At 69.6% G+C, this 24180-nt stretch carries 20 protein-coding genes; 15 read left to right on the top strand and 5 right to left on the bottom strand.

Annotated features, from left to right (window positions below; all coding sequences use genetic code 11):
* Positions 1-156 precede the first annotated feature (156 nt).
* The 15 genes from LBW94_RS24110 (at position 157) to LBW94_RS24040 (ending at position 15155) form a co-directional block, all read left to right on the top strand.
* Positions 157-1647 carry a sensor histidine kinase gene (locus tag LBW94_RS24110; protein WP_266271909.1) on the top strand — a complete coding sequence of 497 codons (1491 nt, stop codon included), beginning with the start codon at positions 157-159 and terminating at the stop codon, positions 1645-1647.
* On the top strand, positions 1647-2063 hold the full coding sequence (locus tag LBW94_RS24105) for a roadblock/LC7 domain-containing protein (protein WP_225059086.1): 417 nt from the start codon (positions 1647-1649) through the stop codon (positions 2061-2063). The genes LBW94_RS24110 and LBW94_RS24105 overlap by 1 nt, the downstream gene beginning before the upstream one ends.
* A complete protein-coding gene (locus LBW94_RS24100; RefSeq protein WP_225059087.1) occupies positions 2060-2431 on the top strand; it encodes a DUF742 domain-containing protein in 372 nt (123 codons plus the stop codon). The genes LBW94_RS24105 and LBW94_RS24100 overlap by 4 nt, the downstream gene beginning before the upstream one ends.
* Positions 2412-3077: a GTP-binding protein gene (locus tag LBW94_RS24095; protein WP_416276940.1), complete on the top strand. Its 666-nt coding sequence runs from the start codon at positions 2412-2414 to the stop codon at positions 3075-3077. Before LBW94_RS24100 ends, LBW94_RS24095 begins: the two co-directional genes overlap by 20 nt.
* The gene (locus tag LBW94_RS24090; protein WP_225059088.1) at positions 3074-4351 is read left to right on the top strand and encodes a cytochrome P450; all 1278 of its coding nucleotides are present in this window, start codon (positions 3074-3076) and stop codon (positions 4349-4351) included. The genes LBW94_RS24095 and LBW94_RS24090 overlap by 4 nt, the downstream gene beginning before the upstream one ends.
* Entirely contained in the window at positions 4348-5580 is a 1233-nt protein-coding gene (locus LBW94_RS24085; protein ID WP_225059089.1) for a cytochrome P450 family protein, read from the top strand. The genes LBW94_RS24090 and LBW94_RS24085 overlap by 4 nt, the downstream gene beginning before the upstream one ends.
* Before the next feature lie 92 nt (positions 5581-5672).
* Positions 5673-6911 carry a cytochrome P450 gene (locus tag LBW94_RS24080; RefSeq protein ID WP_225059090.1) on the top strand — a complete coding sequence of 413 codons (1239 nt, stop codon included), beginning with the start codon at positions 5673-5675 and terminating at the stop codon, positions 6909-6911.
* Positions 6912-7004: 93 nt separating this feature from the next.
* A complete protein-coding gene (locus LBW94_RS24075) occupies positions 7005-7778 on the top strand; it encodes an IclR family transcriptional regulator (RefSeq protein WP_225059091.1) in 774 nt (257 codons plus the stop codon).
* Positions 7779-7876: 98 nt separating this feature from the next.
* A complete protein-coding gene (locus LBW94_RS24070) occupies positions 7877-8974 on the top strand; it encodes an ABC transporter substrate-binding protein (protein ID WP_225059092.1) in 1098 nt (365 codons plus the stop codon).
* Positions 8971-9819: an ABC transporter ATP-binding protein gene (locus LBW94_RS24065; RefSeq protein ID WP_225059093.1), complete on the top strand. Its 849-nt coding sequence runs from the start codon at positions 8971-8973 to the stop codon at positions 9817-9819. Before LBW94_RS24070 ends, LBW94_RS24065 begins: the two co-directional genes overlap by 4 nt.
* Positions 9820-9829: 10 nt before the next feature.
* The gene (locus tag LBW94_RS24060; protein ID WP_225059094.1) at positions 9830-10756 is read left to right on the top strand and encodes an ABC transporter permease; all 927 of its coding nucleotides are present in this window, start codon (positions 9830-9832) and stop codon (positions 10754-10756) included.
* Positions 10757-10798: 42 nt separating this feature from the next.
* Positions 10799-12139: an LLM class flavin-dependent oxidoreductase gene (locus LBW94_RS24055; RefSeq protein WP_225059095.1), complete on the top strand. Its 1341-nt coding sequence runs from the start codon at positions 10799-10801 to the stop codon at positions 12137-12139.
* 48 nt (positions 12140-12187) lie between these two features.
* The gene (locus tag LBW94_RS24050; protein ID WP_225059096.1) at positions 12188-13129 is read left to right on the top strand and encodes a TauD/TfdA dioxygenase family protein; all 942 of its coding nucleotides are present in this window, start codon (positions 12188-12190) and stop codon (positions 13127-13129) included.
* A 110-nt stretch (positions 13130-13239) separates the two neighbouring features.
* Positions 13240-14820: an FAD-dependent oxidoreductase gene (locus tag LBW94_RS24045; RefSeq protein ID WP_225059097.1), complete on the top strand. Its 1581-nt coding sequence runs from the start codon at positions 13240-13242 to the stop codon at positions 14818-14820.
* Positions 14820-15155, top strand: a complete 336-nt coding sequence (locus LBW94_RS24040) for a 4Fe-4S dicluster domain-containing protein (RefSeq protein ID WP_225059098.1) — start codon at positions 14820-14822, stop codon at positions 15153-15155. Before LBW94_RS24045 ends, LBW94_RS24040 begins: the two co-directional genes overlap by 1 nt.
* A gap of 10 nt (positions 15156-15165) precedes the next feature.
* On the opposite strand, the gene LBW94_RS24035 is transcribed toward LBW94_RS24040, so the two are convergent.
* The 5 genes from LBW94_RS24035 to LBW94_RS24015 form a co-directional block, all read right to left on the bottom strand.
* On the bottom strand, positions 15166-16119 hold the full coding sequence (locus LBW94_RS24035; RefSeq protein ID WP_225059099.1) for a hypothetical protein: 954 nt from the start codon (positions 16117-16119) through the stop codon (positions 15166-15168).
* Positions 16120-16473: 354 nt separating this feature from the next.
* The gene (locus LBW94_RS24030) at positions 16474-17469 is read right to left on the bottom strand and encodes a nucleoside hydrolase (RefSeq protein ID WP_225059100.1); all 996 of its coding nucleotides are present in this window, start codon (positions 17467-17469) and stop codon (positions 16474-16476) included.
* Positions 17462-19297, bottom strand: coding sequence for a hypothetical protein (locus LBW94_RS24025; RefSeq protein ID WP_225059101.1), 1836 nt, complete (start codon positions 19295-19297; stop codon positions 17462-17464). The genes LBW94_RS24030 and LBW94_RS24025 overlap by 8 nt, the downstream gene beginning before the upstream one ends.
* Entirely contained in the window at positions 19294-22095 is a 2802-nt protein-coding gene (locus LBW94_RS24020; RefSeq protein WP_225059102.1) for an ATP-binding protein, read from the bottom strand. Before LBW94_RS24020 ends, LBW94_RS24025 begins: the two co-directional genes overlap by 4 nt.
* 9 nt (positions 22096-22104) lie before the next feature.
* Positions 22105-23877 carry a hypothetical protein gene (locus LBW94_RS24015; RefSeq protein WP_225059103.1) on the bottom strand — a complete coding sequence of 591 codons (1773 nt, stop codon included), beginning with the start codon at positions 23875-23877 and terminating at the stop codon, positions 22105-22107.
* Between the last annotated feature and the right edge of the window lie 303 nt (positions 23878-24180).

The raw sequence follows: 24180 nt of genomic DNA, 5'->3' as shown, positions 1-24180 counted from the left end.
CTCTTTCGTGGCCGACTGGCGCGGGTGTGCTGGACTGGCTATGCTCATCCGCGGCTCGAAACTGCTTGTCGGTCCGCTTGTTTGGGTTACCTCGGAGATGCGGATAGGTCCAGGGAGGCTGTGCCATTTCCCTTGGCGAGTGTGGAAGTGCGGAAGGTGTCACAGTCATCTAATCCGCCGGAGGATGAACGCCGCAACGCTGTTGCGCAGCGGCGCAATCCGACCGTTCCGGTTTTGCTGGGCGTCACGATCGTGACGGCGAGTATCGCGGTGTGGTCGGTTCTCATCTCACCGGCAAGTCTTCGGATCCCTCTGGCGATCGGTCTGGGTGCAGCAGCCGTCATCGTCTCGGTCAGCGTGAGTCTGGCCGTACACAACGTGGTCAAGGTTGCGCGCGCCCGCGCCGAGACCGAATGGTATCGCGAGCAGATCGGGCTGGCTCGCGTCGTGGTCGAGCAGGCCCGCATGGACGCCGATCTCGCGCGGGTCGACACCGAGCGGTTCCGCATAGATGCCGAGCGCTCGGCCCAGGCCGTCGCGATCGATACGGCCACCCGGCTGGCGGCCGCCGACGAGAACGTGGCCCACTACGCCCGCGAGGCGCACCTGAACGAGAATCGGCGCTCCGCCGCGGTGGCCTCGTTCGCGAGCGCGGCCGGCCGGATGCAGGCCATGATGACCAGCATGCTCGCGGAACTGCGCGAGATGGAGCATCGGCACGGCGATCCCGCCGTCCTCGCCGATCTGCTGGAGCTGGACCACCGCACCGCGCAGGCGGGCCGGCTGGCCGACAGCGTGGCGGTGCTCAGTGGCGCCCGTTCGGGCCGGCGCTGGGCGAAACCCATTGCGATGGAATCCATTCTGCGTGGCGCCATGGGCCGGGTCGCGGGCTATCAGCGGGTCCGGCTGCGTGCCGTCGCCGATGTCGCGGTGCTCGGTCACGCCGCCGAGGGCGTGATGCACGCGCTCGCGGAGCTGATCGACAACGCCTGCAACTTCTCGCCGCCGACCACCGAGGTACACGTGTACGCGGCGGAAGTGCCCGCGGGCGTGGTGGTCACCATCGAGGACAGCGGCCTGGTGATGAGCGAGTCGGCTCTGCGCCGGGCCGAGCAGGCCGTGTCCGGCAGCACTCCCGGCGGCCGGGACCTGTCCTCGCTCACCGGAACCCGGCTCGGCCTCGCCGTCGTCGGGCACCTCGCGCGCAAGCACACGCTGACCGTGTCGTACCGGCCGTCCGCGATCGGCGGCACCGCCGTGGTCGTGGTGGTCCCGCGCGAACTGACCGCCCGGCTCGATCGGACCCCCGGTGCGACCACTGTGCTGGCGCTGCCCGCCGCCGGTGTCACGGTGGCCGCGGCCCCGCGCGGGAGCGCCGGATCCATTGCGCCCGCCCCGATTTCGGCCACCACCACGGCGCAACTGCCGGTGGCCACCGATGCCCGGCTGCCGAAGCGCCGCCGCGGCAGCACGCTCGCCGCCGTACATCCCGACGGTCTGTCCAGCCCCGCCGGAGCCGAGAACGTGGTGCTGCCACCGTCTCCGGCCCGGCCCGATGCGCTCGGAGCCTTCCAGCGCGCGGTGACCGGTCGTGACATCGACGCCGCGGCCGCCGTATCCCCCTCTGTCGCCGTGGAGAACGATTGATGACGACATCCGCCACCTCTCAGCTCAGCTGGCTGCTCGAGCAGTTGCTGGCTCGCACCCCGGAGACACGGCACGCGCTGCTGTTGTCCAGCGATGGGCTGAAAATCTGCCACACGCCGGAATTGTCGATCGACAAGGCCGATCAGCTGGCTGCCATCTCCGCCGGCATCCAGAGCCTCGCGCACGGCGCCTCCGCCGAATTCGGCGACGGGCGCAGCGGGGTGCGGCAGTCGATGACCGAGTTCTACGGCGGCATCCTGTTCATCGTCGAGGCGGGACAGGGTGCGCACATCGCCGTGGTCGCCGCGGAGGATGCGGACGCCGGTCTGGTGGGCCACAACATGCGGGAACTGGTGGAGCAGCTCAGCGAGCACCTGGCCGCACCGCCCCGGGCCGAGGGTGAGATCGTATCGTGACCAGGGCCGGACGCGACGACGCCCCGGATCGGCTGTACACGCTGACCGGAGGTCGCAGCCGCCCGGACACCGATGCCTTCGATCTGGTGACTCTCGTCGTCAGTGAATGTGATCCCGTACCAGGTATGCCGTCGGAGCAGGTGAAGATCCTGGGCATGTGCCGCGCTCCCACCGCCGTGGTGGAGATCGCGGCGGAACTGCGACTACCCGTCGGTATCACGATGGTTCTGCTCTCCGACCTGTTGCTCGCCGGGAAGATCACCGTGCGGCATCCGAAGACCGGCCACAATGGCCCCGGTGCACAGCCGAATTCGCTGTTCGACACCGCCATGCTCGAGAAGGTGCTCGTTGGACTCCGCAACCTTTGACCCCCGGCCCGCGCGGTCCGAGGCGCCGTTGCTCAGCACGGCCGACCGGGGCCTGAAGATCGTCGTGATCGGCGGCTTCGGCGTCGGTAAGACCACTCTGGTGCGTGCGGTGAGCGAGATTCGCCCGCTGGACACCGAGGCGACGATGACCGACATCGGCGTGGGCATCGACGATCTGTCGGCGGTGCCCGAGAAGGCCACCACCACGGTGGCTTTCGACTTCGGCCGGATCACCATCGACGCCGAGCACGTGCTGTACCTGTTCGGTGCGCCGGGCCAGGAACGGTTCTGGTTCCTGTGGGACCGGCTGTTCACCGGTGCGCTCGGCGCCATCGTGCTGGTCGACCAGCGGCGGATCGCCGACTCCTGGTACTCCATCGACCGCCTGGAGCATCAGGGCATTCCGTTCGTGGTCGCGCGCAACAACTTCGGCGGCGCCACCCAGACGCTCAACGATATCCGCGACGCGCTGGACCTGGATCCCCAAGTGCCGCTGATCGATTGTGATGCCCGGTCCCGGAATTCCGGGAAACAGGTGCTGATCGCGTTGGTGGAGCACCTTTTCGCGGGCGCCACGCGCCGGCGGGAACAGTCGGCCCATCCGGTCGGCCCCGCGTACCACTACGGCTCGGAGGTCGTCTCGTGAGTGCACCCGATGTCGCGTCGAACCACGTCGGCGGCTGCCCCGCCGGCGGGCGGCCGGTGCCGTTGTCCGGCCCCGTCTTCCATACCGATCCACACCAGCTGTACGGCCAGATGCGCCGGGAGCACGGACCGGTGGTGTCGGTGGAACTGCCCGGCGGCATCCCGGCCTGGCTGGTGATCGGCTATCGCGAACTGCACCAGGTGCTCAGCGATCCCGAGCTGTTCCCGCGGAACGTGGCGCTGTGGAACCAGTGGCCGAACATCCCGCCGGACTGGCCGCTGCTGCCGATGGTGGGCCAGCCGATGCCCTCGATCTATTTCACCGCGGGCGCCGAGCACCGGCGGCACGTGACCATGGTGGAGCCCGCGCTGGAGGCGGTGGATCCGTTCGAATTGCGCCGCGTCACCGAGGAATTGGCGGACCGGCTGATCGATCTGTTCTGCGGCCGGGGCGAGGCCGACCTGATCGCCGCCTTCGCCGAGCCGCTGCCGGTGTACGCCATCGGCCGCATCGTCGGCGTCGCCGACGAGGACGTCCCGGATCTGGCGTGGACGATGAAGGCGCTCGCCGACGGCGGCGCCGATGCCCTCACCGCGCATCAGCGTTTCGGTGAGCACACGCAGAAACTGGTGGCCGCCAAGCGCAGTCGGCCGGGCAACGACGTGACGACCCGGATGTTGCAGTACCCCGGCCAGTTCACCGACGAGGAATACGCGCTGGATCTGATGGCGATCCTGGCCGCCGCCCACCTGACGACGGCGGACTGGATCGGTAACTCGGTGCGGCTGATGCTGGTCCAGGACCGCTTCGCGGCGGCCTTCGGCGGCGGCCGCAACAGCATCGCGCAGGCGATGAACGAGGTGCTGTGGGACGACGTGCCCTCCCAGATCCTGGCCGGCCGCTGGGCATCCCGTGACACCCGGCTCGCCGAGAAGGTGATCCGGTCCGGGGACATGCTGCTGCTGGGTCTGGCGGGAGCCAACACCGACCCGCACATCCGGCAGAACCTGGACGACCGCGGGCATACGGCCTACACCGGCAACAACGCCCACTTCGGTTTCAGCTACGGCGAATACCGGTGCCCCTTCCCCGCGCAGCAGATCGGCGAGATCATCGCGCGGACCGGCCTCGAGGTGCTGCTGGACCGGCTGCCCGATATCCAGCTCGCGGTGTCGGAGGCGACGCTGGCGCGCCGGCCCTCGGTGTTCCAGGGCGGAATGACCTCACTACCAGTTCGTTTCACCGCAGTGCGCCCGCTCGGAGGTCTACAGTGAGTTCGACATGCCCGTTCAGCGAGACCATCTCGATCGATCCGATGGTCGGCGATCTGCCCGGTGAGACGGAGCGACTGCGCGCCGCGGGCCCGCTGGTCTGTATCGACCTGCTCGGTGTGCCCGCGGTGACCGTGACCGATCACGCGCTGGCCCGGCAGTTGCTGGTGGACACCCGCCTGGTGAAGGACATCAACTCCTGGGGCCTGTGGCAGTCGGGGACGGTGACCTACGAGTGGCCGCTGATCGGGATGATCGACGCGGGCCGTTCCATGTTCACCGTGGACGGCACGGAGCACCGGCGGCTGCGGATCAAGACCACGCAGGCGCTGTCGCCGCGGCGGCTGGAACAGTTGCGTCCCACCGTCGAACGCCTCACCGCGGAACTGCTCGACGATCTGGCCGCGGCCGGAGCCGGCGGCGCGACAGTGGATCTCAAGCAGCTGTTCGCCTATCCGCTGCCGATCCGGGTGGTGGGCGAGCTGCTCGGCGTCGATCGCGTCGATCACCCGATGCTGCTGGATTCCTACAAGAAGTTCTTCTCGGTGCTGACGCCGCAGGACGAACGTCTCGCCATCATCGCCGATCTGGACACCTACTACCTGGATCTGATCCGCAAGCGCACCGCGCTGCCCGGTGACGATCTGCTGTCGGCGCTGATCCTGGCCGAGGAGGGCGGCGAGCGGCTGACCGAGGAGGAGGTGCTGGGCAACCTGAAGGCGCTGGTGGCGGCCGGGCACGAGACCACGGTGAGTCTCATCCTGAACGCGGTGCGCGCCTTGGTGTCCCGGCCGGAGCAACTGCGACTGCTGCGCGACGGTCAGGCGGACTGGAAGCAGGCGGTGGAGGAGACGCTGCGCTACGAGAGCCCGTCGACGCATCTGCTGATGCGCTTCGCGACCGAGGACATCCCGGTGGGGGACGCGGTGATCGAGCGCGGCCAGGGCGTGGTGATGTCGTATCGCGCGATCGGCCGGGACACCACCGTGCACGGGGTGGACGCCGACGAATTCGACGTCGAGCGGCCGAGTGCGAACCGGCACTTGGCCTTCGGCTACGGGCCGCACGTGTGCCCGGGTGCGGGACTGTCGCGCCTGGAGGGCAACGTCGCCCTGCCCGCGCTGTTCGAGCGATTCCCCGATCTGCGACTGGCGGTGCCGGCGACCGAGATTCGGAACCTGCCGGTGATGACCCAGAACGACATCGCGGAATTCCCCGTGCAGTTGAGCTGATCTTCTCGACTCGGTGTCCGTCGTACCGACCGGTGCGTCGGATATCGGAATAGTGCGCGCGAGCCCGGTAGCTTTCGAATAGCCTATGGCCTGTGTACGATCCCGCATCGTCGGTGGATTCGGGCCGGGCTCCGATTCCGTTGTTCGGCCCACGCTTCCTGAACGACCCCCAGGGCCTCTATCGCGAGATGCGCCGTGATCACGGTCCGGTGGTGCCGGTCGAGCTACCCGGTGGCATACCCGCCTGGCTGGTGATCGGCTATCGGGAATTGCACCAGGTCACCAACGATTCGGAACTGTTCCCGCGAGACGCCGCGCGGTGGAACCAGTGGCCGAACGTCCCGCCGGACTGGCCGCTGCTGCCCATCCTGCCGGTGTCCCCGTCCCCGGCGCTGGCCGACTCGACGCACCGGTCCCAGGCGAAGACCATGGACGCCGCGATGGAGACCATGGATCCGTTCGCGTTGCGGCGCGACTGCGAGGAGCTGTCCGATCGGCTGGTCGACGGTTTCTGCGGGCGGGGCAGCGTCGATCTGGTGGGCTCGTTCGCGGAGCCGTTACCGGTGCTGGCGCTGGCCCGGCTGGTCGGCCTGCCGGACGCCGAGGGACTGGAACTGCTGCGCTCGATGGAGGTGATGGGCGACGCCGGGCTGGAGGCCCAGGCGGGCTACGCCCGGCTCGCGGAGAGCATGCGGCAACTGGTCGCGCACAAGCGGGACCGGCCGGGCCCGGATCTGGCGACGGCATTGTTGCAGCAGGGCAACTATTCCGAGGAATCCTGCGGGATGACGCTGATGTCGGTGCTGTTCGCGGGCCACATCACCACCGCCGACTGGCTGGTCAACTCGTTGCGGCTGATGCTCACCGACGATCGCTTCGCCAACGCGTTCGGCGGTGGCCGGCGCAGCATCGGGCAGGCGATGAACGAGGTGCTGTGGGAGGACACTCCGACCCAGATCCTCGCCGGGCGCTGGGCGGTCCGTGACACCCGGCTGGGCGACAAGGTGATTCGCGCCGGCGATCTGCTGCTGCTCGGGCTGGCCGCCGCCAACGCCGATCCGGATGTGCGGCAGTTCACCGAGGCCGAGCCGATGAGTCTCGGCAACAGCGCGCATTTCGGCTTCGGGCACGGCGAATACCGTTGTCCCTACCCGGCACAGCAGATGGCCGAGACCATTGCCCGCACCGGCATCGAGGTGCTGCTGGATCGGCTGCCGGACATCGACCTCGCCGTCGCGCCGGAGGCCCTGGTGCGCCGCCCGTCCCCGTTCCTCAGCGGGATGACCGCGCTGCCGGTGCGTTTCACGGCGGTGCGGCCGCTGAACGACTGAATTCGGGGCACCCCGAATCGCCGTGCGCCGAATCATTGTGGCGAGCGGCTCGTCGTCCGATAGTTCCGGGAGGCGGTACCGGAGGAGGATGGCATGAGTGAACAGCCGCGGTCGGGCACACAGGCGGTGGATCGGGCGATTCACGTGCTGAACTGTTTCGCGGGCTCGGATCCGGTGCTGTCGGTGAGCGAGCTGGCCCAGCGGGCCCGGCTGCCGGTGAGCACCACGTATCGGCTGGCACAGGCGCTGGTACGTGGCGGCCTGCTGGAACAGGACGCGGCCACCGATCGCTACCGGGTCGGTAGCGGACTGGCGGATCTGGCCGGACCGGCGCTGGCGCGACTGGGTTTCGACACCGTCGCGCAGGCCGGGATCGAGGCGGTGGCCCCGCACGTCTACGCGCTGGCCGCCGGTATCCGGATCACCGTGAACCTCAATGTCGCCGACAAGACCGAGGCGGTGTCGGTCCTCCAGGCGCGGCCACCGGTGTGGTTCTGCGCCAACCAGGTTCAGACCGCCCGGCGGCCACTGCACGCCAGCGCCCCCGGGCGCGCGATGCTGGCCTTCGCCCCGGGCGACCGGATGCCCGCGCCGCTGCGGGAGAGTCTGCACGGGGTGCGCCGGACCGGATTCGCGGTGGAGGAGATCGACGCGGCCGAGCCGGTCCGCACGGTGGCCGTGCCGATCCTGAGCCAGGATCGCCAGGTCTGGGGATCGCTGAGCATCCAGGCCCGATCGATCCGGCTCAACGACGAACTGGTGCGGACCGTGGTGCCCGCCATGCGGCAACTGGCCGGGCGATTGGGCCCGTATTTTCATACCGCGGTCGCCACGGCGAACACTGCCGACGAATTAAAATCACCCTGATTTCCACAGCGTGAAAAGGCTATTGCCCGGCGCTCGAACCGCCCGCACGATGGAATATACGGCGAGTACGTCGCCGCTGTCGTCCACATGGTTCAGGAATGGGCATGCTCGAATATCTCGGAACTTCCGCACGAAGAAGAAAACTGTACCGCGCCGTATACGCACTGCTGGCCCTGTGCCTGATCGCGGGATCGGCCGCGGCGTGCGGCAAGGGTGACTCGGGCGCCACCGCCGACGGCCGGACGATCATCCGCTATCAGGGCACCACCGGTCAGGTCGCGCCCTTCGAACTCGCCGCCGATCTCGGTTACTTCTCGAAGATCCAATTGCATTGGGAAGGCGACACCACCAGCGGGCCGGCCAATATCCAGGCCGCCGCCACGAAACAGATCGAATTCGGCAGCGCGTTCAACGGCGCGGTGGTGAAATTGGCCGCCGGCGGCGCGCCGATCACCTCGGTGCTGTCGTCCTACGGCGCCGACGACCAGTCGTTCACCGGCTACTACGTGCGCGACGACTCCGGGATCACCAGCGCCCGCGACCTGATCGGCAAGAAGGTCGGGGTGAACACCCTCGGCGCGCACCACGAGTTCGTCACCCGGGAATGGCTGCATCAGCAGGGCCTGAGCGAGGCGGAGATCAAGCAGGTGCAGCTGGTGGTGTTGCCGCCGGTCAGCACCGAGGAGGCGCTGCGCAAGGGGCAGATCGACGTCGCGGCGCTCAGCAGCGTCTTCCGCGATACCGCGATCGCCCGTGGCGGCCTGCACCCGCTCTACACCGACAAGGATCTGTTCGGGCAATTCGACTACGGCACCTTCGTCTTCCGCAAGGATTACATCGCCGCGCACCAGGACGCCGTGCGGGATTTCGTGCAGGGCACCGCGCGGGCGATCCGCTGGGCCCAGGTCACGCCGCGCGATCAGGTGGTCGCCCGTTTCACCGACATCATCACCAAGCGCGGCCGGAACGAGAACCTGGAACTGCTGAAGTACTACCGCAGCACCGGAATTCCGGTACCCGGCGGGGTGATCGCCGATCGGGAACTACAGATCTGGATCGACTGGCTGGTTCGCAACGGCGAACTGCCGCAGGGTAAATACAAGGCCACCGATCTGTACACCAATCAATACAATCCCTATGCCAACGGGACCTATTCGCCGACCGCCGGTCCGACCGGTGAGGCGGTGGCGAAATGACGACCGCGATCCGGCCCGCCGGGCCCGTGAAACTGTCGATCTCCGGTGTCGGCAAGGAATTCCCCGTGCGCGGCGGATCCGGTCCGATGCACGCCTTGCAGGACGTGTCACTGGAGTTGCGTACCGGCGAATTCCTGGTGCTGGTCGGCCCCAGCGGATCCGGGAAATCGACGCTGCTGGACCTGCTCGGCGGCCTGGCCGCGCCGAGTTCCGGGCAGATCCTGCTGGACGGGCGGCCGATCACCGGGCCCGGTCTGGACCGGGGCATCGTCTTCCAGCAGTACGCCTTGCTGCCGTGGCGAACGGCGCGCGCCAATATCGAACTGGGCTTGGAAGCCAAAGGGATTCGGCGGCGGCAGCGGCGTGCGATCGCGGACGAGTACTTGGATCTCGTGGGGCTCGGTGGTTTCGGTGATCGCTATCCGCACGAGCTGTCCGGCGGGATGAAGCAGCGGGTCGCCATCGCGCGCAGCCTCGCCTTCGACCCGGAGGTGCTGCTGATGGACGAGCCCTTCGCCGCCCTCGACGCTCAGACCCGGGAATCGTTGCAGGACGAGCTGTTACGGATCTGGCGCAGTACCGGGAAGACCATCCTTTTCATCACCCACGGCATCGACGAAGCGGTGTACCTGGGACAGCGGGTGGCCGTGCTCACCTCGCGACCGGGCCGGATCAAGGCGGAAGTGACCATCGACATCGTCCGCGAGGGTGACGATGTCCGGTCCAGCGAGCAGTTCCGCCGGTTGCGGCACGAGATCTGGTCGTTGTTGCAGAGCGAGGTCACCCGGGCCCAGGGCCTGGAGCGGCTGGCGGTATCGGCGGGGACCGGCGCGGCCGGACAGTGACGGAGGAATCATGTCGAGTGTTGTTCAGATCATCGCCTTCGAGACCGATCTCGCCGAGGCGGGCATCCCCGGGACCCGGCCCGGCCCGGTGACCACCCTGGTCACCGAATCATCGCAGACAGCAGTACATTCCGAGGCCGCGGCGGTCCGCCGAAACGCGCTGCGCCGCGGCGTCGCGGTGGTGTTGCGGCTGCTGTGGCGCATCGTCAAGCCGTTGCTGGCGATCGCGGTGTTCGCCGGGATCTGGGAGCTGGCGCCGCGGCTGGGCCTGGTCGACGAGGTGTTCCTGCCGCCGTTGTCGACGGTGCTGGGATCGTTCGCGGACCTGGTCCGCAACGGCGAGATGGCCGACAACGTCGAGGCCAGCCTGGCTCGCTCGCTGGTCGGCTTCGTGCTGGCGGTGGCGGTCGCGGTGCCCGTCGGCGTGGCCATCGCCTGGTACAAGCCGATCGCCGAATTCCTCAGTCCGCTGCTGGAATTGTTCCGCAACACCGCCGCGCTGGCGTTGCTGCCGGTGTTCGTGCTGATCCTCGGGATCGGGGAGACGTCGAAGATCGCGCTGGTGGTGTACGCCGGCTTCTTCCCGATCCTGCTCAACACCATCAACGGTGTCCGCACGGTCGACCCGCTGCTGGTGAAGGCCGCTGTCTCCCTGGGGTTCTCACCGCTGCGGTTGTTCGCGAAGGTGATTCTCCCGGCCGCGGTGCCGTCGATCTTCACCGGCGTCCGGATGGCCGCCGCCTCGTCGATCCTGGTGCTGATCGCGGCCGAGATGATCGGCGCCCGAGCCGGACTGGGCTATCTGATCACCGCCGCGCAGCAGAACTTCCAGATTCCGCAGATGTACGCCGGGATCCTCGCGATCTCGCTGGTGGGTCTGCTGTTCAACGCCGTCCTGGTCGGCATCGAACGCCGGCTGTCCCGCTGGCGCAACTGATCCGGCCATCGCACCACTCGACCCGAGGAAGCACGAACCCCGATGACACACGAGAAGACCCTGCACATCAACGCCTTCCTGATGGCCGTCGGCCATCACGAGGCGGCCTGGCGGCACCCGCGGACCCGGGCGCACCGGGTGCTGGATGTCACGCACTATCAGGAGCTCGCCCGGATCGCCGAGCGCGGCCGGTTGGACTCCATCTTCTTCGCCGACAACCTCGCCGTCGGCGCGTATCCGAAGCGCAACGTGCACACCGTCTTCGAACCGATCACCCTGCTGTCGGCGATCGCGCCGGTCACCGAGCGGATCGGCCTGATCGCGACCGCGTCCACCTCCTATCACGAGCCGTACGCGCTGGCCCGCGCCTTCTCCTCGCTGGATCACATCAGCGGTGGCCGCGCGGGCTGGAACATCGTCACCTCCGGCACCGAGGCCGAGGCGTTCAACTTCGGCCACGAGGCGATTCCGGAGCACGCCCGCCGGTACGCCCGCGCGGAGGAGTTCGTCGACGTCGCCGAGAGGCTCTGGGACAGCTGGGAATCCGATGCCCTGGTGCTGGACGAGGCGGAGGGGGTGTTCGCCGACCCGGACAAGGTGCACACCCTCGACTATGTCGGCGAACGGTTCCGGGTGCGCGGGCCGCTCAATTCGCCGCGCAGCCCGCAGGGCCGGCCGCTGCTGGTGCAGGCCGGATCCTCGGAGGACGGTAAGGAATTCGCCGCCCGGCACGCGGAGGCGGTGTTCACCGCGCAGCAGACCCTCGCCGAGGGGCAGGCGTTCTACCGGGATCTGAAGGGCCGGTTGGCCCGTCACGGCCGCGGCGCCGACGAGTTGAAGGTGCTGCCCGGCCTGGTGCCGTTCATCGCCGGTACCGAGGCGGAAGCTCGTGCCCTGCAACAGGAATTCACCGATCTGATCTCGCCGGACTACGCGCTGCGGCAGTTGTCGGGCCTGCTCGGTACCGATCTCACCGGTTATCCGCTGGACCGGCCGTTGCCGCCGCTGCCCGACGAGAGCGCCGTCGAGGGCCAGAAGAGCCGCTTCACCCTGGTGAAGCAGCTGGCCGCGGGCCGGGAACTCACCGTCCGCCAGCTGATCGGCGAACTCGGTGGCGGACGCGGGCATCGGACGCTGGCCGGTACTCCCGAACAGATCGCCGACGATCTCGAGAGCTGGTTCGTCGGCGGCGCCGCCGACGGCTTCAACATCATGCCGCCGTATCTGCCGGGCGGACTGGAGGATTTCGTCGAACAGGTGGTGCCGATCCTGCGGCAGCGCGGCCTGTTCCGCACCGAGTACACCGCCACCACGCTGCGCGGCCACTACGGACTCGCGCCCGTCCCCAACCGATTCGCCGACGCGGTCCCCGCGACCGTCTGACCCGTTCCGGCACAGCCCGCCGGAACCCACCTGTAAGGAGTCACCGCCATGACCGCTGTCAACGAACCCCTCACCCGCACGCTGGAATTCACCCCGGTCGCGGGCCACACCGGCGCCGACGTGAGCGGGGTGGATCTCGCCGCGGAGCTGTCCGAGGCGCAGGTGGCCGAGATCACCGCGGCCCTGCACGAATACAAGGTGCTGTTCTTCCGCGGGCAGCAGCACGTCGGCCATGCCGAGCAGGTCGCGTTCGCGCGCCGGTTCGGCAAGGTCACCCCGTCGCACCCGTACGACGACGATGCGCCGACCGAACATCCGGAGATCCTCGCGATCGACAGCCGGGTCTACGAGAAGCGTTTCGGCGTGCGGAAGTTCAGCTACACCAACTACTGGCACACCGACATCTCGCCGCTGATCAACCCGCCCGCGGCGTCGATCCTGCGGGCGCACGACGTCCCGGTCCGCGGTGGTGACACCCAGTGGACGAATCTGGCCGCCGTCTACGCGAATCTGCCGCAGTCGCTGCGGAACTTCCTCGACGGCCTGCGCGCCGAGCACCGCTTCGGCGGCCGCCGCCCGCAGTGGGATGCCAACAGCGACTATGCCCGGAAGGTGGCGGCGGCCCCGCTGGCCACCGAACATTCGGTGGTCCGGGTGCATCCGGTGACCGGCGAGCGGATCCTGTTCGTGAATCCGGGATTCACCACCCGCATCCTCGGGTTGTCGCCGCGGCAGAGCGATGCCCTGCTGGAGTTGCTGTTCGCCGAGCTGGCCGATCCGGTCTACACCGTGCGGTTCCGCTGGGAGCCGGGCCATGTGGCGTTCTGGGACAACCGCGCCACCGCGCATCTGGCTCCCGGCGATCTGGGGCATCTGGGCGACGGCGTGAACCGGGTGCTGTACCGCACCACGCTGGAGGGCGATGTCCCGGTCGGCGTCGACGGCCGGGTCTCGGAGCCCATCGCCGGCGAGAAGTTCTCGGGGAACTGACATTCCGGCGCGCCCGTCCGCCCGTTCGCCGGGCGGGCGGGTTCGCGCCGTGGCATTCCGGTTCCGGCGCATCCGGTCCCGGGTTCCGATCATCGACAGGAGCGACACCGATGAGCGAATACCTGAACGCCAGTACCGATGTCCTGGTGATCGGCGGCGGACCCGCGGCCTGCTGGGCCGCGATCCACGCCCGCGAGGCCGGGGCCGAGGTGATCCTCGTGGACAAGGGCTACTGCGGCACCAGCGGCACCACCGCCCCGGCGGGGACCGGCGTCTGGTACGTGACTCCGGATCCGCAGGCGCGCGCCGCCGCCAAGGCGAGCCGCGAGGCCCTGGGCGGCTATCTGGCCGACCACCGGTGGATGGATCGGGTCCTGGATCAGACCTACGCCAACATGAATCGGCTCGCCACCGAGGGGCGCTACCCGTTCCCGGTGGATCCGCGGACCGGCGAGCAGATCCGCACCGGTGTGCAGGGGCCGGAGTACATGCGCCGGATGCGGGCGTGGGTGCGCCGCCTCGGCGTCGAGATCCGGGACCACGCACCGGCGCTGGAACTGCTGGTCGACATCGACGGCGTGGTCCGGGGCGCAGCCGGCTGGCACCGCGAGACGGACCGCGACTACCGGATCACCGCGGGCGCGGTGGTGCTGGCCAGCGGCGGCTGCGCATTCCTGTCCCGCGCGCTGGGTACCAACGTCGACACCGGTGACGGTGCGCTGATGGCCGCCGAAGCGGGAGCGCGCTTCTCGGGCATGGAGTTCTCCAACGCGTACGGCATCGCGCCCAAGGGTTCCACGATCACCAAGACCGCGTACTACGGCTACGCCACCTTCTTCCATGCCGACGGCCGGGTGCTCGAGGGCGCCGGCTCCCAGCAGGGCCGCTCGGTGATCGCCCGGACCCTGTTGACGGAACCGGTTTTCGCGCAACTCGACCGCGCCGACGAGGCCGTGCAGCAGCAGATGCGGCTCGGCCAGCCGAACTTCTTCCTCCAGTTCGACCGTCGCGGCATCAACCCGTTCACCGACCGCTTCGAGGTGGATCTGCTGGCAGAGGGTACCGTGCGCGGCACCGGCGGCCTCGATGTCGTCGGCGACGACTGCGCGACCACCGTCCCGGGCCTGTACGCCGCCGGTGACGCCGCCACCCGCGAACGCATCTGCGGCGGTTTCACCGGTGGCGGCAGCCACAATTCGGCCTGGGCGATGTCCTCGGGCAGTTGGGCCGGTCGCGGTGCGGCCGTGTTCGCGCGCCGGGCCGGGCGGCCGGATCCGGCCGCGGTGCACGCCGCCGGGCGGGCCGGGCTGCGACCGGAGGGCGCCGCGGCGTTGCGGGCCGGTGACGTGCTGGCCGGTGCGCAGTCCGAGCTGCTGCCCCTGGACAAGAACTACCTGCGCCACGGCGACGGCTTGCAGGTGTCCCGGGATCGGCTCGACCTGCTCTGGGATGTGGTGGTGCGTAACCTGTCCGGGGCGACGGGAGCCGAGCGGGTGCGGGCCCGCGAGGCCGCCGCCGTCACCGCCGTCGGCCGGCTGATGTACGAATCGGCGTTGCGCCGCACCGAGTCCCGCGGGATGAGCAAGCGCGAGGACCATCCCGATCAGGATCCGGGCCAGCAGCACCACATCCTCTCCGGTGGCACCGATCGGGTGTGGGCGGCCGCCGACGCGCTCGCGGCGGTGGCGTGATGATCGAGCTCGTGCGCGCGGACGACTGCATCGCCTGCGACAAATGCGTGGCGGTCTGCCCCACCTCCGTCTTCGACCGCACCGACAGCGGAATCCCGGTGATCGCACGGCAATCCGACTGCCAGACCTGCTTCATGTGCGAGGCGTACTGCCCGGTCGACGCGCTCTACGTCGCGCCGCAGGTGACGCCGCTGGCACCCGGGGACACGATTCCGGAGGATCAGGTGGGCCGGTACCGCCGGGACCTGGGCTGGGGCCGTGGCCGCCGGCCCGGCAGCCTGGTGGCGATCGGGCCGGAGCTGCCGCGCGGTGTGCTGCCGCCGCGCCGGGGGTGAACGGGGACCGTCACCAGGCCGGGAGGACGAGCTGGGAGATCATCCGGACCGCGGCATCGATGGCGGTCCGAGGGTTCGGTCCACCGAGGCGGGCGTAGGTCTCCGGATCGGCGTCGTCGTGGTGTGATTCCCAGTACCGCCTGGCGGTGCCGTCCGTGAATCCCAGTGGGACGACCGGTATTCCGTGCTGTTCCGCATAGCGGGCCTCGGCGGCGGTTCCCGGACCGCCGCCGAAGAGCAGGACCAGGTTCGACTGTGCCAGCAGGTATTCGCGGACCGAGTCCCGGGTGCCGCCGAGATATTCGATCGCACCCAGGCGCGTTCCGGCGCCGGTGCCCCGCGAGGAGTCGGCTCGGCCGAACAGTCGAGTTCTGGGGAGTTGGTACGTGCCGGTGGCGCTGCGGGCCTCCTCCAGGCCGTAGCAGATTCGGATGCCCGGATCCGACATCGCCGCCAGCAGCTGGACCGGCTGTTCGGCCAGCGCGCGGCCCATGCCGTCCGCGACGGTGTCCCACGCCGGATCGTCGTAGCTGCCGCCGACGAACACCCTGGGCGACCGAGCGTCCCGGTACGCGGCCTGGAGACCTTCCGCGAGCCGCCGCAGTACCCGGGCACGGTGCTTCTTGAACTGCTCGTCGGTGAACAGCGGGCGGTCGTCGTCCCGGATGTGCTTCAGGCGCAGCTTGATGCTCTGCCCCTCGAAGTCGTCTCCATACGCCAGCACCACTTCCGCCATCCGGCGATCGGCTCGATAGCTGAAGCCGGCGATCTGCCGCTGTAGCTGCGCCACCACCCATTTCGCCAATCTCGAGCGCTCCTCCGGGGTGAGCTCACGGCCTCCGGTGAGCGCGTCGAGGACGTAGGCCCCGTCGGAGGCCATGGTGTCGAAGGCGAGTCGGCGTTCGGTGCGGCCGTAACGCTCCAGGGCCCTATGCAGCGGTGTCGCGGTGCGCGAGATTGGCATGGGTAGATCATCACCCCGGGACACCCGAATCGCCTACGCGTGCCGAATGTTCGGATCGTGTCCGCCCAACTTCGGCCCGATCGTGCAGCGCAACTTCGGCCCGAGTATTCCCGGTCCGCTCGGCGTAGCCTCGGTGTCGTCCGGGGCGGGCGGCTCACCCGCGCCGATCCGGACGGCAATTCATCGGCGCCGCAAGGGAAACGGAGAAGACAGGGTCATGGGACGACACCGCAGGCGCGTGGGGGCGGGACGGCGCACAGGTGTGACCGGGACGGCGGTCGTCGCCGTCGTGTTCGGGTGGTTGTTCGCCGTCTGCGTGCTGTGCCGGCAGGAGTGGCGGCAGTGACGGGCCGGTCAATACTCCAGTCGCTGTGCCAGCCAGGTGCGGAAGGCGGCGTAGTCGGCTCTCGTCGACACCCGGACCACCCGGCCGTCGGCGTCCAGCCGCATCCGGGCATCGTCGCCCAGCGCCACCGGACGCCGCGCGAAATCCACGAACGGCAATTGCAGCGCGGCGGTCAGCGCGAGCGGATCATGTTGTCGGCTACCGGGATAGAACCGCTCGAACCAGCGGTCGAGGTGAATCCCCAGCGTGCGCGCCCATGGCGGCGCATCGATCGCGCCGAGCCGCTTGTAGAGCTCATGGTCGGGGCCGATCTCGATCTCCGGGGTGAAGGTGGTATCCGACAGCAGCAGGAACAGCTGCGCGGCCCGCTCGACCACCGAGCACGCCGCCGCCGGGTCGAGCCGGAAATTGTGCTCGGCCCGGGTCGGATCGCGATAGGCGATCGCGCCCCCCATCTGGGTGATCACCAGCCGTGCCGCCAATTCCGGTGCGGCACGCAGGATCCGGTCCAGATTGGTCAACGGTCCCATGCCGACCCAGCGCACCGGGCCGTCGGTCGCCGCGCACACCGCGAGCACGGCCGCCACCGGATCATCGGGCTGCGCCGGAACATCGCCCGGCACGAGACCTTCGACGCAGTAGTACCGCGTGTTACCGAGGTCGGCGCCCGCGACCACGGGTACCTCGCCGCGCCCGTTGAGGTCCAGCACGTGGCGCGCGAACCGCGCCCGCTCGCCGCCGTTCTCGTCGGCGGTGAGCACCAGCGCGAGTTCCGGCACGCCACGGGCCGCGCAGGTCACCGCGATCGCGTCGTCCGGGTCACCGCCGATGTCGGTGTCGATGATCACCGGGGTGTCGCGCAGCGGCGGCAGCGGCGGCCCGCCGGAACGCAATTGATCGGCGAGCGACCCGAAGCCGAGATCGCGGTAGCGATCCGCGAAGCCCAGCAACGACGACCAGGCGGACCCGATCGACTCGTTCGGCTGGTCATCGATATCACCCATGGTCGACTCCTCCCGACAGGCCCGTTCGGCGCTGAAGCTCTGTGATGTCCGACTGCTCACTGCTCGGAGGCCCGCTGGAACGACGCACGAACGAGTCCAGCACCACCCGTAGGGCCGGATCGACGGTGTCGTCGCGTTCACTCCATGATCGCACCTGCTCGATCGACCGATCGGCGGCCGCGGCCAGCTCGGCGCGCCACGGCAACCCGTCCGCCCGCTGCGCGGCGACCCCGCGGGCATGATGGGCGACGGCGAGCTGCGCGGCGTCGAGGGCGGCCAGCCGCACCGGCTCGTCGCGGTACTCCGGAGCGAGAGCGGCGGGATCCAGCCCGTCCGTGGGCGCCCGCAACTCCTGCTCCGGCAACCCGTCGCGAAAGCGGACGGCCTTCGACAGCGGCCCGCGCAGCATGTGCTCGATCGCGAGGACGGCGTCCTTGGTGGCGAAGGTAGTGGCGGCACTGTCGGCCCGGACCGTGCCATCCGCCGAAATATGCAGCAGCTGACCGGTTTTGCTGCCGGGATGCGGATCGTGCGGCGACGCGGCGTGGAACAGGTACGACCCCTCGAAGGTCACATCCTCGTACTGCGCCGCGAGCATCTCCTGAACCGAGCCGCGATAGCTGGTATCGGCCACCAGGATCCGGCTGCCGGGGATGGCGACAGGCACACCGCGGTCGTCCAGGTAGGTGGTCAGCTGCGCACGGGTGCCGGGAACATCGGCCGGGTCGACCTGCTCACGCGGCACACGGAACTCCGCGACCTCGGGAAAGGCCCGCCCGGCATGCTGTTCGAGATCGTGCAGCGAGGTGTCGGCCAGTTGCCGGGAGATGGTGGCCTCGGTGCAATATCGCTGGAAGAACACGGGATCGAGCTCGCGCGCGGCCAATGCGAGGCTGTGCCCGTCGCGGCCGACGAACAGCACGCGGGTATCGGGGTCTGCGGCCACCCTCGCGCGCGCATGATCGAGAATCCGCACCGCTCCCTCGGTGATCAACGGCGCGTGATACTCCGACACCACCTCGTGCACACGCTCGACCGCCGCTCGCCCCTCCGGACCATCGATCCCGTACCGCGCCACGACCGCATCGACAGCCGCCTCCCGCAGGTCCGCGGCGGTATCGACCGGAAGGGGCGTGTCGGCGGCGGACTCGCGCGGTTCCGAGACAGCGTCGGTGCCGGGATCCCGCATCCGGGCGGTGGTGTCGCCGGGATGGTCTCGCCGTTCGGTGTCCGTGGCGAGATCCGGCGGTTCGGCGGCGGTGGTGCCGGTGGATGGATCTCGCGATTCTCCGGTGATATCGGTTGCGGGAGCCGGCAGTTCGGCGGAAGGCGTGTCGGTGGACGTATCTCGCAGTTCGATCGAGGTGTCGGTGTCGGTGTCGGGATCCGGTAGTTCGGCGGTGGTATCGGTGGGAAGTGGCAATTCGGCGGCGGAATCCGGTGTCGCTGCGGCACTGTCGGCCGATCGTGCTGGTGGCGGGTCGATCTCCCACAGCCGTTCGGCATCAGTGGGTTCCGGCACTCGTTCCGTGCGAGTATCCCTGGTGCTCAACGGAGTTCGCTCGGTGTGGCTGGTGGTACGGCTGTGGGTGAGGTCTGCCGAACCGTCTCCGGCGGGGCCTGCTGGATGGTTCTCTGCGGGCTCGATTCCAGCGTTCTCGCCGGGGTCCGCTGGACGGCCCTCGGCGGGGCCGGTCGGATTGCTCTCGGCGGGGAAGTCTGTTGCTCGCAGGAGGGCGGCATCCGTAGCGAGGGGGAGGGGCTCGGTGGCGTCCGGGGTGTCCTGGGGGAGGCGTGGTTCGGGGCGGTCGCGGGATTCGATGCTCATCGTGTACCTCGCGGCGCCGGGTCGGTCAGCAGTGCCAGTGGCCAGCGGGAGGTGAGCTCGAGGTGGCCGGTGGCATCGCGCAGGCGGTGTTCGGCGTCGGGAGCCCGGCTCAGGAGGGTCAGGGTGCGGTCCAGTGTGGTGGGAGTGGGGCCGGTGACGATGGCGGGGTCGGCCCAGCTGTCGGGGTGGGTGCGCAGTGCCGCCAGTTGGTCCGGCACGGTCGCACCCGGCAGTATCAGGCCGCGCAGCCGCCAGGCGTCGGTCGCCGGATGTGGCCGATCCGGCGACGAATCCGCTTCGTGTAGTGCATATTCCACGTCCGACCAGCGGTAACGACCGGCCTGCCACCGGGTCTCGTCGGCCGGGCAGACCTCGGCGCCGGTGGTGAGGGCGGCCAGCGCGGCTTCGACCAGGTGCGCGGTGAGCTGTTCGGGCTGGAAGTAGGTGCACAGGCCGATATAGCGGAGATCGACAGCGGTTCGGAGTCGATGCGCCAGCGCGGCGCCGAGCAATCGCCGCGGATGCCGGTCCAGCAGCGCGGCGCGCCAGTGCGCACCGGGCCGCGGCCAGGGCCGGCCGACGAGGTGGGCCAGCAGCATCAACTCCAGCCACAGTGCCAGCCGTGGTTCCTCGGCGATGCGCCGGGCGCGGTGCAGATCCCGGAGCACCAGCGGTTCGGTATCCGGTGAGCCGGTCACCGCGATCGAGCGGAGCACTCGCGCGCGATCCTCGCGATGCTGTCCCAGCGGCACGGCGACCCGCACCGGCCGATCCATGCCGTCGGTGAACACCACCGCCCGGCCCGGCGGCAGCGACACCACGTGCCGCGATTGCTCCGCGTCGAGATTCATGGTGGCGCCGACGATGTCGCGATCGTCGGCGGCCGGGAGCCGGTGCATGATCTTCCAGGCCGTGTTCTTGACGACGTCGACGGCGATCTTCGCCGGAATCTGCTCGACCACCACGATGCCCTCGCCGTAGGCCCGGATCTCGGCCAGCAGCGCGGTGAACAGCTCCACGGCGTGCGCGGTCGGTGAGCCGGGCTCGGCCCGGCGCAGCAGCCGGTGCGCCTCCTCGACCACCAGTACGTGTCGTAAATCGTTGCCGCCGTCGCGATGTACGCGCAGATGCTCGGCGATCCGGATGAGCACGACGCCGATGAAGAACGCCTTGTCGGCATCGTTGCCGATGTCCTCCAACTCGAAAACCGTATTCCGGCACAGCAATCGGCCGACATCCAGGGGATAGGTGGCCTCGAAGAACCGTCCCGGCGTGCCCAGCCGCAGCGCGCCGAGCCGGACGGTGACGAATCCCCGGACGTTGTCGGCGACCTCGCGGCCGTAGCCGATGCCGTCGACGACCGCGAGTGCGGTCGCTTGCAGGTCGGCCAGGGTGGGGTAGCGCGGCACGATGCCGTCGAGGGCCGGTTCCCCGAGTACGGTGTCCCAGCCGAGATCGGTGTAGCAGCGGGTCAGGGCGTGCGCGAGCACCTGCGGGAACGGGTCGACGGCGTCGAAGGCCGCCAGGAACAGCGCTCGGATCAGGTCGAGATGGGTCTGCAACGGGAAGCCGGGCTCGGGCTCCAGCGGGTTCAGGCCCACCGGTACCTCGTCGCCCGCACCGGGCCGGATCGCCGCCGTGGGAGCCGCCAGCCGCCCGGCCATACCCGCGTACTCCGCCTTCGCGGGCTCGATGACCAGCCACGGAATACGTTCGGCGGCAAGACCTTCCAACAGGTGCCGGACGGTCTGCGACTTACCCGATCCGGTCGCGCCCGCCACGAAGCCGTGCCGGTTCAGGGTGCCGAGCGCGATCCGGAAGGGGCCCACCGCCCGATCGGCCTCGTCGAGCACCTGACCGAGCGCGATGCCCGCGTCGTGCTCGGGGGTGACGTCGAAGCGGGGCGGATCCACGGCACGGACCCCGGGCAGTTCGCGGTGCGGCGGCCGGGCCAGGGCCGCGACCACCTCCGCGCCCGTGAGGAACGGGGTACGGAACTCCGCGCCGGGATCGCTCGGGTGATCCTGGACCTCCGGGAGCGTTCCGGCCGGTTCGACCGGGCGGAGCAGGTACGGCCGCCGGTCCAGATCGGCTGCGCCACAGAGCAGGGCGGCGGCCGACCGAGCGTCGCCGGGGTGGCGGCCGCCGACCAGCACGCGGACCGCCCACAACCCGGCCGAGCGGGCGCGCAGCAGTTCGTGATAGCGGAATTCGCTGCGGCGCAACTCTGTCCGGTCGGTCTCGGTATGCTCGCGGGCCCGCAGCCGGGGTAGCCGCGCGGCCAGTTCGCCGAGTTCGGCATCGACCTCACGGTCGCTCGCCGGTGCTGCCAGCACCAGCCAGACGAATTCGCCGGGTGCGTGCGCGAAGTGGTCCTCGAAGCAGCCCCGTCCGCGCGGAATCTCCGGTGCGCCACCGTCCGGCGCCCAGAGCACATCGGTGCGGGCGGCGCAGCGCAACCACACCGGCAGGCCGGTCCAGTCACGCAGCACCGCCGTGGCGTCGACGGCGATCGCCGTGCTGCCGGGTGGGTACCGCAGCGGAACCGGCTGCGCCGGCTCGGGATCGGCCCACGGGAAGTACGGGGTACCACCGACCAGCACCCGCAGCCGATGTCCCGGACCCAGCCGCTCCCACGCCACCGCGATCGCGGCCCCGGGCACCGGCGACAGCCGGCCGTGCGCGGCCACCAGGGCGGCGAACAACTGGGCGGCCCGGTCGGCCTGGCCGTCCGCGCCCGCGGCCACCGCCGGGACGGTGAGAACCCGGTGGAATCCGAAGTGCCGCAACGACATCATGAGCCGTCCTCATGCCGCTCGCGGGCGGCCCGAGACCCGGTCCAGCAGGGTGATGCCCGGATTGCAGTCACCGGCGGCCACTCGCCGCCCGTTCCGCCCGGTCTCGACGAGGATCAGGGCCGTCGGTGGCAGCGACTGGAACGTCACCGGCTCGATCGCGTACTCGTAGGCGCGGGCGACGGTACGCCCGGCGGACATCGAGGTCGCTTCCGACCAGTTGACCGTCGACGACCAGTTGCGTGACCACGAGGACGACACGCTCGCGGCGGTGGCCGAATAACCGTCGGTGCGGGACGCGGTGGCCGAATCACCGGTGGTGTCCGAGTACCCCTCGGTCACGCCGCGGCCGTATTGGTCGGTCAGCTGGGACAGGACGAAACGGTGGCCGCGGCCGACGAATTCGGCCGCCGCGGCCGCCTCGGCGGCGTTGCCCAGCCGCATCAGGATCGCGGCGCCGTCGGCGGCGCCGAGCAATTGGATCAGTTCACCGCGCAGGTGCTCGATCATCGTCACCAGCCGGATGCCGATCCGCTGTGCGTGGCGGGCCAGCCCTTCCAGTTCGGACAGGCCGAAATCGTCGGCGCCCGCGACGATCAGCGTCGCTCGCCGCCGCACGCTGGCCCGCCGGATGCTGTGGGCCGTGCGGTGGAACAGCAGCCGGTCCAGCAGGTTCTTGCGGCGTGGGTCGGCCGAGGCGGTGCTGTAGATGTGCAGTCCCACCGGCGGCCAGCGGAATTCCGCGCCGGCGTCGGCCGGTGAGGTGACGGCGAGCAGGTCGAGCAGGCCGCCGAGGAAGCGCAACTCCTCCCGTACCGGCTCCGACCAGTCCAGTGCGCCGAGTTGATCGGTCAGGCAACGGACCTCGTTCGCGCCGAGACCCGGGCCGGGATCCAGGCGGCGCAGTGCCCGCACCGCGGCGGCGAGCCGAGGCAGGGTGACCGGCGGTGTCAGGCAGCGGGCGGCCCGCTCGGCCAGTTCCGCGTGCAGCCCGCGGGCCGCGTCGGTGGTGCGCGCCGAGGCGGCGGTGGCGGCGATCAACTCGCCGATCTCCGGCGGTGTCAGGCCCGCCAGCGGATTCCATCCGGCGGCCTCGTCACCGAGTTCGACGACGGCCGGAAACTGCCCGACCGCACGCCACATGGCCGCCAGGCCGGCCGCGACACGGCGTTCGGTGAAATCGAGCACGGTGATGCCGGAGATCTCGGCGAGCGGCCCGGTCCCGGCGGTGGCGAGCAGGCTGATCCACCCGGCGGTGGTGCCGCCGAATATGTCCACCCGGGTTGATTCGGGTCGCAGCACGAGTGGATACCACAGTATGGTGGCGGCCACCCGCGCATGTTCCTGCCGTTCCTGTTCGCCGACCCGGGCGGCCCACTCGTCGTGTGCGCGGCGAAATCGTGCGTACCGCTCGGATTCGATCGTATGGAATTGCTGTCGAATAGCCCAATAGCGCAGTGCGATCCAGATCGGCCAGCCCGCCGACACCGCGATTCCGCCGGGGAGCACGGCGAGCCACAGCCATGATCCCCAGGCGGCGACCGCGATCGCGCCCCATGCGGAGAGCAGCGCACCCGTGCCGACCAGGATCGGCGCTCGTCGCAGGCCACGGTGCAGCCGGAGCAGCCGTGGCGGCGGCGCGGCCTCGGCCCATATCGGTTCGTGGGCGCGCAGCGGGCTCGGCACGATCCCGCGCGGGGGTGTGAATTCCCAGCCCCAGCGTTGCCCGGGCACAACCAATCGCACAGCGAGATCGCTGTCGCCGATGGTGTGCCGCCGATCCATGCCGTCCCCCATGCAAGATACAAATGCGCCCCGAGAGACAGGATAGCGGCATATCCCGTGAAATGCAGCCGGTCGAGCGCATCGATTGATCGGAAAGTGAATATTCGAAACCCGTGTACGCGAAGGCAATTGCGGAGGGAATCGATATGGGCCCGTGCGACGTGGGAATTTCGTTGTTCGGCATGATTTTCGAGCGCGAGGTGAATTCGCGGCGAACCGGTATTCGAGCCGGTGTCGGCATGCGATTCGATTTCAGCGGCACGTGCGAGCCATTCGGTGGCGTCCGGGTGGGCCGATGCCCTG

The sequence above is a fragment of the Nocardia sp. alder85J genome (assembly GCF_020176955.2).
Lineage (GTDB): Bacteria > Actinomycetota > Actinomycetes > Mycobacteriales > Mycobacteriaceae > Nocardia.
This window is presented reverse-complemented; position numbering and strand designations above follow the sequence as displayed.